Origin of the sequence: Acinetobacter sp. NIOH-H-8, from assembly GCF_046635365.1 — a bacterium.
Classification (GTDB): Bacteria; Pseudomonadota; Gammaproteobacteria; order Pseudomonadales; family Moraxellaceae; genus Acinetobacter.
This window is the reverse complement of sequence record NZ_JBHDVN010000068.1, coordinates 1-13,142: the sequence shown is the minus strand read 5'-3', so window position 1 is coordinate 13,142 and position 13,142 is coordinate 1. Positions and strand designations below refer to the sequence as shown.

At 37.4% G+C, this 13,142-nt stretch carries 17 protein-coding genes and 2 pseudogenes; 12 read left to right on the top strand and 7 right to left on the bottom strand.

Annotation, left to right across the window (positions count from 1 at the left end; genetic code table 11):
- Positions 1-111 (top strand): annotated as a pseudogene (locus ACEWB7_RS15830) (IS5/IS1182 family transposase); the annotation flags it as partial.
- A 13-nt stretch (positions 112-124) separates the two neighbouring features.
- On the opposite strand, the gene ACEWB7_RS15825 reads toward ACEWB7_RS15830, so the two are convergent.
- Positions 125-775 (bottom strand): TetR/AcrR family transcriptional regulator, encoded by a 651-nt coding sequence (locus ACEWB7_RS15825; RefSeq protein ID WP_034702501.1) that lies wholly within the window; start codon positions 773-775, stop codon positions 125-127.
- Positions 776-1,004: 229 nt separating this feature from the next.
- On the opposite strand from ACEWB7_RS15825, the gene prpB reads away from it, so the two are divergent.
- Together prpB and prpC are read left to right on the top strand one after the other, a co-directional pair.
- Positions 1,005-1,889, top strand: coding sequence for a methylisocitrate lyase (gene prpB / locus ACEWB7_RS15820; RefSeq protein WP_034702499.1), 885 nt, complete (start codon positions 1,005-1,007; stop codon positions 1,887-1,889).
- 4 nt (positions 1,890-1,893) lie between these two features.
- Complete coding sequence (gene prpC / locus ACEWB7_RS15815) at positions 1,894-3,033, top strand: 2-methylcitrate synthase (RefSeq protein ID WP_034702497.1); 1,140 nt, start codon at positions 1,894-1,896, stop codon at positions 3,031-3,033.
- 76 nt (positions 3,034-3,109) lie between these two features.
- Here the strand turns inward: prpC and ACEWB7_RS15810 are convergent, their stop codons facing one another.
- The gene (locus ACEWB7_RS15810) at positions 3,110-3,724 is read right to left on the bottom strand and encodes a hypothetical protein (protein WP_034702494.1); all 615 of its coding nucleotides are present in this window, start codon (positions 3,722-3,724) and stop codon (positions 3,110-3,112) included.
- Positions 3,725-3,832: 108 nt separating this feature from the next.
- Positions 3,833-4,306, bottom strand: a complete 474-nt coding sequence (locus tag ACEWB7_RS15805) for a CinA family protein (protein ID WP_034702490.1) — start codon at positions 4,304-4,306, stop codon at positions 3,833-3,835.
- Positions 4,307-4,560: 254 nt separating this feature from the next.
- Between ACEWB7_RS15805 and ACEWB7_RS15800 the strand changes: the two genes are divergently transcribed.
- Positions 4,561-4,791 (top strand): hypothetical protein, encoded by a 231-nt coding sequence (locus tag ACEWB7_RS15800; RefSeq protein WP_034702487.1) that lies wholly within the window; start codon positions 4,561-4,563, stop codon positions 4,789-4,791.
- 619 nt (positions 4,792-5,410) lie between these two features.
- A complete protein-coding gene (locus ACEWB7_RS15795) occupies positions 5,411-5,653 on the top strand; it encodes a hypothetical protein (RefSeq protein ID WP_034705379.1) in 243 nt (80 codons plus the stop codon).
- Between the two features lie 92 nt (positions 5,654-5,745).
- Here ACEWB7_RS15795 and ACEWB7_RS15790 read toward each other — a convergent pair whose 3' ends face one another.
- Positions 5,746-6,087: a hypothetical protein gene (locus ACEWB7_RS15790; RefSeq protein ID WP_262738631.1), complete on the bottom strand. Its 342-nt coding sequence runs from the start codon at positions 6,085-6,087 to the stop codon at positions 5,746-5,748.
- Between the two features lie 581 nt (positions 6,088-6,668).
- Here ACEWB7_RS15790 and ACEWB7_RS15785 point away from each other — a divergent pair.
- The 4 genes from ACEWB7_RS15785 to ACEWB7_RS15770 all read left to right on the top strand — a co-directional run bounded on the left by ACEWB7_RS15785 (position 6,669) and on the right by ACEWB7_RS15770 (position 8,418).
- A complete protein-coding gene (locus ACEWB7_RS15785) occupies positions 6,669-6,815 on the top strand; it encodes a hypothetical protein (RefSeq protein WP_179992345.1) in 147 nt (48 codons plus the stop codon).
- Positions 6,816-7,357: 542 nt separating this feature from the next.
- Entirely contained in the window at positions 7,358-7,648 is a 291-nt protein-coding gene (locus tag ACEWB7_RS15780; RefSeq protein ID WP_034706646.1) for a type II toxin-antitoxin system HigB family toxin, read from the top strand.
- Position 7,649: 1 nt separating this feature from the next.
- Positions 7,650-8,051, top strand: coding sequence for a type II toxin-antitoxin system HigA family antitoxin (locus ACEWB7_RS15775; protein WP_004785978.1), 402 nt, complete (start codon positions 7,650-7,652; stop codon positions 8,049-8,051).
- 214 nt (positions 8,052-8,265) lie between these two features.
- Positions 8,266-8,418, top strand: coding sequence for a hypothetical protein (locus ACEWB7_RS15770; RefSeq protein ID WP_004785976.1), 153 nt, complete (start codon positions 8,266-8,268; stop codon positions 8,416-8,418).
- Between the two features lie 91 nt (positions 8,419-8,509).
- Here the strand turns inward: ACEWB7_RS15770 and ACEWB7_RS15765 are convergent, their stop codons facing one another.
- The 3 genes from ACEWB7_RS15765 to ACEWB7_RS15755 all read right to left on the bottom strand — a co-directional run bounded on the left by ACEWB7_RS15765 (position 8,510) and on the right by ACEWB7_RS15755 (position 11,117).
- Positions 8,510-9,808 (bottom strand): Y-family DNA polymerase, encoded by a 1,299-nt coding sequence (locus ACEWB7_RS15765; RefSeq protein ID WP_034706432.1) that lies wholly within the window; start codon positions 9,806-9,808, stop codon positions 8,510-8,512.
- Positions 9,805-10,362 carry a LexA family protein gene (locus tag ACEWB7_RS15760; RefSeq protein ID WP_411580957.1) on the bottom strand — a complete coding sequence of 186 codons (558 nt, stop codon included), beginning with the start codon at positions 10,360-10,362 and terminating at the stop codon, positions 9,805-9,807. Before ACEWB7_RS15760 ends, ACEWB7_RS15765 begins: the two co-directional genes overlap by 4 nt.
- Before the next feature lie 119 nt (positions 10,363-10,481).
- On the bottom strand, positions 10,482-11,117 hold the full coding sequence (locus tag ACEWB7_RS15755; protein WP_262737586.1) for an SOS response-associated peptidase: 636 nt from the start codon (positions 11,115-11,117) through the stop codon (positions 10,482-10,484).
- A 321-nt stretch (positions 11,118-11,438) separates the two neighbouring features.
- Here ACEWB7_RS15755 and ACEWB7_RS15750 point away from each other — a divergent pair, with 321 nt between their 5' ends.
- The 3 genes and pseudogenes from ACEWB7_RS15750 to ACEWB7_RS15740 all read left to right on the top strand — a co-directional run.
- The gene (locus tag ACEWB7_RS15750; RefSeq protein ID WP_166135519.1) at positions 11,439-11,579 is read left to right on the top strand and encodes a hypothetical protein; all 141 of its coding nucleotides are present in this window, start codon (positions 11,439-11,441) and stop codon (positions 11,577-11,579) included.
- Positions 11,580-11,849: 270 nt separating this feature from the next.
- The gene (locus ACEWB7_RS15745) at positions 11,850-12,191 is read left to right on the top strand and encodes a hypothetical protein (protein WP_034170370.1); all 342 of its coding nucleotides are present in this window, start codon (positions 11,850-11,852) and stop codon (positions 12,189-12,191) included.
- A gap of 867 nt (positions 12,192-13,058) precedes the next feature.
- Positions 13,059-13,142: pseudogene (locus tag ACEWB7_RS15740) on the top strand (IS1595 family transposase); the annotation flags it as partial.

Here is a 13,142-nt window from a genome sequence, read left to right as displayed (position 1 = left end):
TTAGAGGAATAGCTACTCGATATGACAAGCTCAAAAGAAATTATCAAAGTTCTGTTGCCTTAGCCTGTATATTTTTATGGCTACCGTTATAGGGTTAATTATGAACAGTAAGTGTCAACAGACCCTAGACTTTTTGATGACCGTCTAAAAATCGATCCACACAATAACTGATGTATTTGTCGATTTCCTGATCATCTTCCTGTACCGGAATTCCCATCAGAATCCGCCATTCCAGATTACGCAAGATGCCAAAATATAACTGGGCCGAATATTGCGGATTCTCGCAATGCAATAAACCTTGCGCATCTGCTTGTTCTAAAGCCGTGGCAATCGCACTTTGTACATGTACTGGGCCTCGTTCATGAATATGCTGCGCGAGTTCCGGATTACGCTGACTCTGTTCCAGCACCAGACGCATAAAGGCTGAATTTTCCGGTTGCATGATCTGATGATAAAAATTAAGCAGCGTATGTACCAGATAACTACGAAAATCCAGAGCCATCAGCTCGATCGGAATACTGATATCTTCAAAAAACTTGATACGACGATAATCGCAAATGGCCTTAAACAAGCCTTCTTTGTTGCCAAAGTACTTGTAAATAGAAGCCTTGGAACCGCCTGCATGCTGGACAATATCATCTAGAGAAACTGCATCATAACCATGTTCCAGAAACAGTTCGGTCGCAGAGACCAGCAGCGCAACGCAGCGCTCATGACCACGTTTGGTTTGTGGCAGATCTTTGGCGAGTGGTTCCAGATGAACAAGGTTTTGCATAGAGGATGGTATATCAACAGGTTATATAAACTTGGTAGTTCATCATAACAAATATATCCGCAGATTTCACAATCGGACCGGATGAAGACGGAATTTATTCAATGAGTCAAGTAAAACTTAAAAGTTTGACTAAAGTTTTAGAGTTTTTATTCTATTGGCTTGTAGCATCATGGTTCCAAATCGGTATACTCAAATCTCAATAATTATAGCCAAGACTGTGGAAGGGAAGATGACAGAACAAATGTCTGCAGGTTTAAAGTTTAGACAAGCGCTTGAAGTCGAAAAGCCATTACAAATTATGGGCACAGTGAATGCCTATGCTGCCATGATGGCCAAACAGGTCGGTTATAAAGCCATTTATCTCTCTGGTGCCGGTGTTGCAAACTATTCTTATGGTCTACCCGATCTAGGCATGACTAGCCTGGATAATGTTCTGGAAGATGTGCGTCGCATTACTGAACGTGTAGATACACCATTACTGGTTGATATTGATACAGGCTGGGGCGGTGCATTTAATATCGCGCGCAGCATCAAGCAGATGATTGCTGCTGGCGCTGCAGCTGTGCATATCGAAGACCAGGTTGCACAAAAGCGTTGTGGTCATCGTCCGAATAAGGAAATTGTGACCCAACAGGAAATGGTTGACCGGATCAAGGCGGCAGTCGATGCTAAAACCGATTCAAACTTTGTGGTGATGGCACGTACCGATGCATTACAGAAAGAAGGTCTGCAGGCAGTGATTGACCGTGCTTGTGCCTGTGTCGAAGCAGGTGCAGATGCCATTTTTGCTGAGGCAATGACGGATATTACGATGTATCGCACCGTATGTGATGCAGTTGGTGTCCCAGTATTGGCCAATATTACCGAATTTGGTGATACCCCATATTACACCACTGAAGAACTGGCTGAGCAGGGTATTCGCATGGTACTTTACCCGCTATCAGCCACCCGTGCGATGCAAAAAGCGGCACTGGAAGTGATGCGCTCAGTGCGTGAAAATGGTACACAGGTGCATGTTCTGGATAAAATGCAACCGCGTAAAGAATTATACGAATTTTTAAATTATCACAGCTTCGAAAACACATTAGATAAACTGTTCAAGCAGGAGAATTAAAACAATGGCTGAAGGAAAAGTACTCACTGGCGCAGGATTGCGCGGACAAGTCGCAGGCAAAACTGCACTTTCAACAGTAGGCAAAAGTGGTGCAGGCCTGACCTATCGCGGCTATGACGTACAGGATCTGGCAGAAAACTGTCAGTTTGAAGAAGTCGCTTACCTGATTTTCTTTGGTGAATTACCAACTTCAGAACAGTTGGCAGCCTATAAAGCAAAACTGAAATCTTTGCGTGTACTGCCACAAGCATTGAAAGAAGTACTTGAGCGCATTCCAGCGGACTCACATCCAATGGATGTGATGCGTACTGGCGTATCGATGCTGGGCAACCTTGAAACTGAACAGTCTTTTGATCAGCAACAGGATGTTGCAGACCGTATTCTGGCGACGCTACCAGCAATTATCTGCTATTGGTATCGCTATAGCCATGACGGCGTACGCATTGATGAAAATACCGATGATGATTCAATCGGTGCTCAGTTCCTTCATTTGCTACATGGCAAGAAGCCAAATCAGCTGCATGAACAGGTGATGAATGTATCCCTGATTCTGTATGCAGAGCATGAATTTAATGCTTCAACCTTCACAGCGCGTGTTTGTGCATCAACTTTGTCTGACCTGCATTCATGTATTACCGGCGCAATTGGTTCACTACGGGGTCCATTACACGGCGGTGCCAACGAAGCGGCAATGGACATGATTGAAAACTGGAAATCTCCAGAAGAAGCCGAGCGCAAAATGCTGGGCATGCTGGAGCGTAAAGAAAAAATCATGGGCTTTGGTCATGCGATCTATAAAGACAATGATCCGCGTAATGGCATTATCAAGCAGTGGTCTGAAAAACTGGCAAAAGATGTGGGCGATACTGTACTGTATCCAGTATCGGTGCGTTGTGAAGAAGTGATGTGGCGTGAGAAAAAACTGTTCTGTAACGCAGACTTTTTCCATGCTTCTGCTTATCACTTTATGGGTATTCCAACCAAACTGTTTACGCCAATCTTTGTGATGTCACGCGTCACAGGTTGGGCAGCACATGTGATGGAGCAACGTGCAGATAACCGGATTATCCGTCCAAGCGCGGATTATACTGGTCCAGAATTACGTAAAGTGGTTCCAATTGCTGAGCGCACTTCTGCTGCGTAAGCCAAAGATATTCTAAACATAAAAAATAAGGTCTCTATGAGGCCTTATTTTTTGCTGATCGTTTATTGAAATTGGTTTAGCGACTTAATAATGCCGGATCTTCAATGTGATAACCGGTTTCGAATGGGAGGCCTAAGTATTTTACCGTCACCAGTATTTTATTCTGTTTCGGTACTTTATAAGTCTGGTTTAATCTTAAATCTGCTTTATAGCTGACTGCTTGTTGAACAGGACTTTTATACTGGCCAGATTGCACTCGATATTGATAAGTCCATTTTGGGACTTTCTGTTTAGGGTCATGCCATGCAGGGGCGGTACCTTTGCTGGTCTTTAATAGCTTAAGCTGGATGGCTTGCTTTCTCAGTGGTACCAGCGGAATTAGTCGCTTTTTAATTTTGGCAATTTCCTGGTTAAACTTACGGCTGTCCTGATCGTAGTCAATCTGCTTGGTTTTTGGATTGATATACAGGGAGTTCACCTGAATTAACTGATTCGGAGTTTTGGATTTAAAATTATAATAATACAGTTGAGGTAGGCGTCCGCGACCATCGAGATAATGCCGCAACAGATAAAGTTTCTGGTCTTTGACTTCATAACCCAAAACTTCAATATTCTGTGGGCCACCAACAGTGGCGAAAGCGGATACAGGAATACCAAGGGCGAGCAAAAGGGCTGCAATTCTTATTTTCATCACTGATCAGGCCTCATTAAAAAAACGTGTTTTTATAGAAATAATTTAACTATAAATACAGTAGAAATAATGAAGTTTGATCAGCACTCAATATAAACAGTTTTAGCTTTAGGTGTTGAGTAGATTAATCATGTCATGTGCGATGACGGCTGCCAGTTTATTGAGACGTTCCTGTGGAGTACCTTTAATATAATACTGGAACTGGTGAGTCTGAAGACCATCATAAACAGCGGCAAAGAAAGTACCTTCCGGCTTATCTGGGGTCGCGCTACCGCCTGGTTTAAGCAAGCCTGTACAAGCAATAATCCAGTCAGCTTCCTGAAACATTTTTTTGCCTGCCTCAGCCAGAGCAACCGTTACAGGCATGGATTCAGCTGAATGGGTACTAATCAGATTCGGAGAAATTCCCAAGACATTAATCTTCACAGACGGATCGTAGCACACTAGACCACCCAGCAAGATTTCAGCACCTTCATTTTTGCAAATTGAAAACTGACTGGTTAAATAGCCAGAACTTGCACTTTCAATAAAAGCAATCTTGATGTTTCTTTGTTCCAGCAGGCCACAACATGTTTTAATCATAATGTCTATTTTGTCTTAGAAGGTAATCTTTATTCCAATGTAGTCCCATTTTGCTTTTGTATCAACTGTGAGATTATTTCTTTATTATGATGAAAGGTAAAATATTTTTGTAATTTTAGTATTCCAAACGTAAGTTTGGCAGTTATTGAATTGATTGCTTAATGCTTGGACAATATTTAAAATTAATGGTTTTAACTTGCTCTGATCAGTGGTAAAAATAAAAATAAAGTGCGTAAGGAAAGTAGGTTGTAAGAATGAAAACCACAGTAAAGTATTCCGTATTAAAAAGCCTAGATTATCAACTGGGTACTCCTTTATTTCAGGAAGAAATTGAGGCAGATGGTCAATATTTTGATCAGATCCCAAGCATCATTCATTACCAGAATTTAAAGTTTAAAGTCAAAAGCAAAGAATTAAAGCGTTTATATCTGGCTGAAGAACAGGAAGAAAGCCAAACCATTATTGTAAAAGTGGTCGCAATCTAAAAATAACTTATTAAAAATAAGCCTCTTAAAATAAGAGGCTTATTTATTAGATAAAGGTCATTAAAAGAAAATTAGATTTAATACAAAATTTAATAATAATTTTAAAAATATAAAGTCAAGGTAAATTGGCAACTGAAAAGGCCTTATTTGTGATTCTATGTAATATATTCTGCTATTTAAAAATGGTTTTTTTCGTTTTTATATTTAATGATCTAATTTTTAGAAAATTAGGTTAAACATGTATAAGAAATTATAATTTTAAATAATTAATAAAATTCAACATCTTATAAATATAATTATATTTTATATAAGTAGCAAAATGTATTTCTAAATTTTATTTTAAATTTAAGTTTATATACAATTTTTTGATTAAGTTATGACTTTAATTGAAAAATAAAATTTATAAAAGATAGAAAGCTTTCAATATGTGTTCATTCTATTATTAAAAGTAATTTATGTTTCTTATAAATCCAGACTTCAATTACTTAACTTACCTTTTTTTACATTGAATTAATATGTAACAGGTAATAACTTGGCGAATTTTTAAAAATAGGTAGAGTAAATATTAAGTCGAAACCTAATCATCGGCGATTTAAAGCAAATAGTAAGGAGTTACAACATGGCTAATAATCAACAGCAAAATCAGCAAGACCAACAGAACCAACAACAACAGCAACAGCAAGACCAACAACGTCAGCAAAACCAGAATCAAAATCAGCAACAGCCGAACCAGCAGCAACAACAGCCGCAGGGACAGCAAAACCAACAGCGTCAGCAGGGCCAACAGGACCAGCAACGCAATCAGCAACAACAGCAACAGCCACAACAAGATAACCAGCAGCAAAATTTGCGTAATCAATAAGATTAGTTAAAGCTGCAGCGTTTATATCTAAGTTGTGTAATCTCTACAAAAAACCGCCTTCTTTAAGGCGGTTTTTTCTTGTTCAGAATAAATCAGCATTGAATATTGGCTTTTACTTTATAAAAGTCGAGCGCATTTTTCAGATCTTTCAGTAGTTCCTGCTCATCATATTCTTGTGGCATCAGTTTTATTAGGGTCGGCATATAATGAGTTTTATATTCTTTAGGATAATCCTCACATAAAATATGTGTTCTTTCCTCAAGGCTAATAGTAGAAGAATCTAATTTATCTAAATAAGCACTCAATCGGGCATCTGATTGTTCAAACTGAGCTTTCACAGCTGGGTCAGGTTCAGCTGATACATCTGCCTGTTGTTTTTGGCAGCCTGTGATGGCCAATGCCAATAGGGCAATTATGAATAGTGATATTTTCATGGCAACAAAATATTGTTATCAGTCGTTGGAAAAATTATAAAGAGAAATGAGTGAAAGAGCACCTGCCTTTAAACTCATTGACAGCTGAGAAAATAAAAAATGAAAAGGACTTTGATAAAATAAGTAAAATATCTGCCAATATGTATAAGTTGCATATCTGCTTTTATGACTCACTTGATTGAATGAAAATCGCATGAACCAAAGTTTTTTGTATTTAATTGCATCTAAGTTAATGAAAAATAGCCAATAAAATATAAAACATAACCTATATTCAACATTTGGTAAAAAAGCATCTATATTTCATATACATATTAGATGCATGACAAGTGGTACTTTATCACCACTACAAAAAATCAGATAAAATAATTTAAAATCAGCAAGTTAAAAAGCCCTGTTTAATCCAGACAGTTAAGCAGGGCCCATTTTTTAGATCATAAATATGTCAAAAACAGATGATTCTCCGATATTTATCCTTCACATAAGTTTTCATATACAACATAAAACCTGAAAATACGTTCAAGTGTGAAACATGAATAGATGTTATTTATATATCTCTTTTCATGAAAAGACAGGGTAGAGCTATGATGAGATGTATCTGTGCATTTGGTATGGGTGTCATGGTGGGATGTTGCTTTAAATCTTGCAAAGAAAAAATGTGCCGGATGATGAGCAAGGATCAGGGTACCAAAGACCAAGCGCCAAAGCATGAAGAGAGTGTACAAATTTAGAGGCTATAGCTTGCCTGTGCGATCGCAGTACAGGTGAGTGATTCAATCGTTTCAAGGTAAATAAATCGTGGAGCTGTAAGCCATTATCTTTAAAGCAACAAAGCTCGATCCATGATCGAGCTGTTCACAGTCAGGAGAAACACATGTTCCAATTTATATGTTGTTTATTTGGTCTTCATGGTGCGACTGAAATTGATTACACAGTCGATGATTTCGAAGTCAAAAAGTGTCGTGATTGCTTGAAAGATTTAAATTAACTCTCTAGGCCTTCGTGGTGTAGATGGATGTTGAACCCCCGTTTGATATAGATCGACGGGGTTTTCATTTTTTTATCATTGCTATTTGAAAATAGAACTAACATATCCACGCTAATTCATAAATATTGATAATTAATAAAATTACTAAAAATAAGGGTTTATTTAATTTTAACTTGTGATTTGACCATAACAATACTCATCTCAACTAAATTCATCCTTTAAGCGTTATTGCAATATGCGATATTTAGGTTATACTCTGAATATAGCAAAATGCGATAAATAATTATGCATGTGATCACTCACGCTCGGATTCTGGAAGCAATGCAAAAGTGGCCACACGCTGAAACTGCATTGGATGGTTGGTATCGAATTATCAAGGCCAATGATCCTAAGGACTTTGCCGACATGAAACGATTATTTCCCGCAGTCGATAAAGTCGGAAAATTTCATGTTTTTGATATTGGTGGCAACAAGATCAGGTTGATCGCAGTTGTGATGTATCAGGCAAAACGTGTCTATATTCGCCATGTCTTATCCCATCAGGAATATGACAAAGGTCATTGGAAGGAGGCTTAATATGAATGCAATGATTAAACAGGCCGTTGATCACTGGCGTTATGTTGCACCATTGCTTAGCAAGCCAGAAACTGAAGAAGACTTTAATACCCTTACTGAAGCTTTAGATGAACTTCTGGATATTGTAGGTGATGATGAATCGCATCCTTTAATGGGGCTGATTCTTCAACTGGGTGATTTAGTCTCGGCTTATGAACATGAGCATTTGCCGATGCCAGAAGGCGATGGTCGTACTGCACTGGCTTTCTTGATGGAACAGCATGGCCTAAGCCAATCAGACCTATCTGATATAGCTACCCAGTCGGTCATTTCTGAAATCCTGAATGGTAAACGTCAGCTCAATATCCGCCATATTAAAGCTTTGTCTGAACGTTTTAATGTTTCTGCAGATACTTTCTTTTAAGTAATAAGAAATTAAATTATAAATTGATCTATGAGCTGTGTTTTCTGGAAGCAGGTTGCACAGCCAGGCAGATTTAGATTAAACAAGAAGTCTATATAAGCTCTGATTAGAAGAATATATGTTTATTAAAATGTATGGAAAACATAAATATTATTGATGTTTAACCTTATATGTCCTAATAATTTTCTAAGCATCTAGAGGAAAGGGAATATATATGACAACTCATGCAGACCACCAAACAGAGCAAGAAGATAATCCGCAAAAAGAATCTAATGATGATAAAGGCAATCAAGCAACCTATAAGGGTGTAAAGCCTGAGAAAAAGCCTAATGCAGAGCCTGAGCATCCGCTGAGGGAGCAAAAGTAAGATATTAATATCAGAAAGCCCTAATTAAATTTAGGGCTTTTTTGATTTGAGTCTCGGAAAATTTCTGCTTCACTTTACTCGGAAGATGAAATTAATGATCAATCTTCAATAATCCATCCCAACTAAAATAATTCTGACTTAGGTGCTGTTGAGACATAGTCCAAGTCCGGTCAGGCATTTTAGCTGCTCCAATCGCCAGCTTTTGATCGCCAAATCTTTCCTTTACTTTTTCTAGCGTTTTCTGAAGTTTCTCATTTTTCTCGATCTGAGCATGATCAGAGAGCAAGTCATAGACATAGGCCGATTTAGGTTCAAGCGCCGTCAAAATAACCCCGCATTTTTTAAACTCGACACCTTCTGAAAACAATTCATGCATCTGTTGCATCAATGCCCGGTTCATTACAACAGCAGAATCAGTAGGTTCAGGAAGAGCGATATTGATAGATTTATGATAAAAGGATCTGTTCTTGTCAAAAGGATTGGATTGAGCGAAAGCAATGATGCAACCACATAAGGATTGATCCTCTCTCAAGCGTTTGACAGCATTTTGCAGGTAATCACTCATAGCCTCCGTTAAAGCTTCAAGATCTGTTACTCGGGAACCAAATGAACGTGAAGAAATAATCTGCTTCTTGGGCTGGAATGCCTGTTCCAGTTCAATACAGGAAATTCCCTGTAATTCTATCACAGTTCTTTGCATAACAATTGAAAATAATTTTCCGATTCGATGACAATTGGTCTGAGCTAAATCAAGAACAGTATGTATACCTAAGTTCTTTAACTTTTTACTCTGCTGGCGCCCAACCCCCCAGACTTCAGCAACATCAATCAAGCTCCAGAAGTAATCTCTATGTTGTGGATGCATAGAAGAAAGATCGCAAACCCCATTAAAGCGTTTGGCTTTCTTGGCCATATAGTTGGCTAATTTAGCTTCGGTTTTGGAACGGCCAATGCCTACACAAACGGGTAGGCCAATCCATTGCAAAATACGCCGTCGCATATCCTGACCATATTCTGTTAAATCATGATTTTTTGCATAAGCTGTAATTTTCAGAAAGCATTCATCTATGGAATAAACCTCCTGTTCACCAGGTGCTACATATTCAGACAGAATGGAATGAAAGCGTTTGGACATTTCTGCATAGAGGGCATAGTTGCTGGATAGCACCTGAACTTGATGCTGCTCGACGATATCGCGGATCTGGAAGAGCGGAACAGCCATTTTAATGCCGAGATCTTTTGCTTCCTGCGAACGTGAGACTACACAACCATCGTTATTTGACAGCACAATCACAGGTACATGATTCAGTTTCGGATTGAATAGGCGCTCGCAACTGACATAGCAGTTATTGACATCAATCAGCGCATAGATTTCCTGCTGATATTTCATCTGAATTTTTTAATGACGTTGGTGACCACACCCCAGATTTCAAATTGCTGACCTTCTACAGGATGAATATCGGGATAGTCGTCATTCTCAGCTTTTAGCCAGCAACCCTTTACATCGATAATCAGCCGTTTGACAGTAAATTCGTTATCTACACAGGCAATCACAATATCTCGGTGTTGCGCTTCAATGCTACGATCCACAATCAGGGCGTCATTGATATCAATACCTGCATTCAGCATCAACAGCGAATTGGCACGAACAATAAAAGTAGCATTAGCGTTATTGATCAGAAATTCATTCAGGTCGAGTTTTTTATCAATATAGTCTTGTGCGGGTGAGGTAAAACCAGCCTGAACGCGTTCAGTGACCAGAGGAATTTCCATTTGAGTAATAGGATCAAACTGGTGAATATCACTGATTTCATTTTCTTTTTTAAGTGATTTTAAGTATGCTTTGATATCCAGGACTTTAGATTCAGGTACACGAATTACTTTGGTTTCTTCGGCCTTTTTTCTGCCGGCACCAATTCTAAAGCCCCCATGCGAATTTATCATAAATCTGCTACTTCTTGATTGTTGTTACATTAATCAAGATTGTAATGATTGCTTTATTTTTATACAAATAAATTAAATGATTTAAAATCAAATATTAACGATCAAATTGCTTTTATATTTCAGTTTTCCGACAAACGGGGATCTCGTGGCTTTGCAATAAATTCATCCCGCATTTCGAAGAAAAACTCATTCGCTTCCTCATGATCACAGTGCAGCCAGTCTTGTCTTGACTCTTCCGGTATCACAATAATCGAGCGTTTTTCATCATTCGGATTATGGAACTGTTTCATAAAGGGATGCTGATTTGCATTAATCGTGAGCATTGAAAAAGACCGAACTTTTTCACCCTCAATGATTGCATCATCATAAATGGCTGCAACAGTAAAAGGATCGCCGTCTTCACGAGAAACAGAATACCAATACGATTTGCCATCAATGTATTTGGGTTCATAGAATGTATCTACAGGTACCAAAGCAAACTGATTGCTTTTCCAGGCATGCCGAAAGCTTGCTTTTGAGGCGACTGTTTCAGTCCGGGCATTATAAGTATGCCGACCAAATTTTAATTCTTTGGCCCAAGAAGGGATAAGTCCGAAACGTGCGATATCCAGTTCAAACTCATCAGCACCGCGCATAATGATGGGAGCGGGAGCTAAAGGATATACATGTGTTTTCATATCCAGTTCAAGCTGTTCTTCATGAATATCTAATAAAGAGAGACGGCTTTTTGAAGGAAATTCATAGTTTGAACACATGGGCGAACGCTCTCATGATGATCTATCATGAGAATTAAAATATAAGAGAGATAGGTGCAAAACAATTTGAATATCGTAAGTTGGATTTTAATCAGCAAGCAGGATTTTTTATTTTATAAGTATATATTTAGAGCCTAAAAATATTTAACTCAATAATATTTTAAGTAAATTTAATATTATGAAAGGATTAAAATTTTATTTAATCTATACAGATATACATAATTTAACTTTTTATTTAAAAAAACACTCTAAATGGCTTTGGAAAGCTACAAATATAGATGTTAGTTATATAGGCTTGCATTTATGAGCATGAGGTGAAAGATGAAGTTATTAACGTTAATTGGTGCAGGTGTACTTGCGGGTTATTGTTATAAGAAAATGAAATACAAAAAGGACGGTTCAAACAATCCTGCTCCTCAGAATGAACAGGTAGACAGTCAAGCAGCAAACCCTGTTGAATAATGCCTTTAAAGGGCCTCACAACTAGCAAGAAAAGGTTGTGAGGTCTCCCATTCTTTCAGTAGAGTCATCTCTGACAAGTCTTATATAATATTCAGAACTTTGATATTTTCAGAGAAACAGCAAGCTCTTTTTAGCTATTATACCTTTTCATCTGTTCTAAATTTTCCTGATTAAATTTATTGATAAAGTTGAATGGTTTACAAAACTATTCATTTTAATAATAGCCATACTTTAAAAATAATGTGATCCTCTTTCTCAGGAGGACAGCTTATGAAAAAACTAATTATCTTGCCTCTTGTAGCTTTAATACTTCTGGGGTGTAGTCAACCAAATACACAGCAAGAAGCTGACTCTAAGATCCTACAGGATGAGGATTTAAAAAAATTTAGGGAGATGGTAAGGAATGCTTTACCGAATTCAGACCTGGTTCAATTTCATCAACAAGAGGGAGAATGTGGTGAGGTTAGTTTCAGAGATAAATCTACGAATGAAATGAAGCATCGGAGGTTTATTGTAGTGAATAAAAATATTGTGCTGATTGAAAGACGGCAGGTCGATCAGGAATATTTTGACCTTTCATGGAGGAATGCATGTCGTGATTATTTCGGGTAAAGAAAGAATATTTATTAAAATTCTTATTTGAAAATAGTGACCGCTATAATTGAATATCAATAAAAACATTTGATCATTGAGCCACTTTTTAGAGTGGCTTTTTAATGTCTGGATTTCTGAATTTTGTTCGAAATATGGTTACTGAATAGATCTGTATTTCATATTCTAGCTTCGTACTAATAGATAGAATGTTGATCAATTTATATAGATAATAAATATAAAAATTATTTAAAAAAGGAACAAATATTGCTTCTTGAAAGTATAGTTTTTGCTTTAGGTTCTGGATATGTATCTCTTTAAAATATGCGGCATTATTTTCCTTGTCATCCTTGCTGTTTCTCTCATGGTTTTAGGTCTTATTTATCAGGATCCTTAATTTGCTTTGATCGGGCTATTGTTCGCGGTTTGCGCAGTATTATTATTTTCCATGATGAAGGAAAGTCTTGCTGACTTTTAGATCACTCATTTCGTTTAAAAGCTTAAAGATTTGGACTAGAGATCAAGGTGAATAGCAGGATGATAGTCATCAATATTATGCACCGAGATGGAATCAACAATTTAGAAAAATAATTGTGTTGAAAAGTCTTTGGATTAATCAGTGTAATAAGGAAGACTTATACGGGCAACCAGTCATGTGGATTAGATTGATAAGATGATCTGATAATACACTCATTGCTGGGTGCTATTTTGCAGAAGTTCATCGAAAGATGGGCTTTTTTGTTACCTAAAATAAAGCTTTATCAAGTTCATACTAGAAATTATTGACTCCAAAGATCACAATTTAGACTTTTTATATATGGATAGATATTTAATTTCTATATATATTTAGGCTCTAGACTAGCAAAATGATTATGTTAGTCTAGAATCATGATAGAAAACAGTAAATTAAGTCACTACAAGATTAAAAAAATTATTCAATGCTTTTGTGTTGATATTCCTGCTTCCAAAACA

Coding starts and splice junctions, on each gene's coding strand:
- ACEWB7_RS15785 (WP_179992345.1), top strand. CDS start 6,669: ATGATGAGATGTATCTGTGCATTTGGTATGGGTGTCATGGTGGGATGT.
- ACEWB7_RS15810 (WP_034702494.1), bottom strand. CDS start 3,724: ATGAAAATAAGAATTGCAGCCCTTTTGCTCGCCCTTGGTATTCCTGTA.
- prpC (WP_034702497.1), top strand. CDS start 1,894: ATGGCTGAAGGAAAAGTACTCACTGGCGCAGGATTGCGCGGACAAGTC.
- ACEWB7_RS15775 (WP_004785978.1), top strand. CDS start 7,650: ATGAATGCAATGATTAAACAGGCCGTTGATCACTGGCGTTATGTTGCA.
- ACEWB7_RS15760 (WP_411580957.1), bottom strand. CDS start 10,362: ATGATAAATTCGCATGGGGGCTTTAGAATTGGTGCCGGCAGAAAAAAG.
- ACEWB7_RS15795 (WP_034705379.1), top strand. CDS start 5,411: ATGGCTAATAATCAACAGCAAAATCAGCAAGACCAACAGAACCAACAA.
- ACEWB7_RS15755 (WP_262737586.1), bottom strand. CDS start 11,117: ATGTGTTCAAACTATGAATTTCCTTCAAAAAGCCGTCTCTCTTTATTA.
- ACEWB7_RS15790 (WP_262738631.1), bottom strand. CDS start 6,087: ATGAAAATATCACTATTCATAATTGCCCTATTGGCATTGGCCATCACA.
- ACEWB7_RS15745 (WP_034170370.1), top strand. CDS start 11,850: ATGAAAAAACTAATTATCTTGCCTCTTGTAGCTTTAATACTTCTGGGG.
- ACEWB7_RS15805 (WP_034702490.1), bottom strand. CDS start 4,306: ATGATTAAAACATGTTGTGGCCTGCTGGAACAAAGAAACATCAAGATT.
- ACEWB7_RS15750 (WP_166135519.1), top strand. CDS start 11,439: ATGAAGTTATTAACGTTAATTGGTGCAGGTGTACTTGCGGGTTATTGT.
- ACEWB7_RS15800 (WP_034702487.1), top strand. CDS start 4,561: ATGAAAACCACAGTAAAGTATTCCGTATTAAAAAGCCTAGATTATCAA.
- ACEWB7_RS15780 (WP_034706646.1), top strand. CDS start 7,358: ATGCATGTGATCACTCACGCTCGGATTCTGGAAGCAATGCAAAAGTGG.
- prpB (WP_034702499.1), top strand. CDS start 1,005: ATGACAGAACAAATGTCTGCAGGTTTAAAGTTTAGACAAGCGCTTGAA.
- ACEWB7_RS15770 (WP_004785976.1), top strand. CDS start 8,266: ATGACAACTCATGCAGACCACCAAACAGAGCAAGAAGATAATCCGCAA.
- ACEWB7_RS15825 (WP_034702501.1), bottom strand. CDS start 775: ATGCAAAACCTTGTTCATCTGGAACCACTCGCCAAAGATCTGCCACAA.
- ACEWB7_RS15765 (WP_034706432.1), bottom strand. CDS start 9,808: ATGAAATATCAGCAGGAAATCTATGCGCTGATTGATGTCAATAACTGC.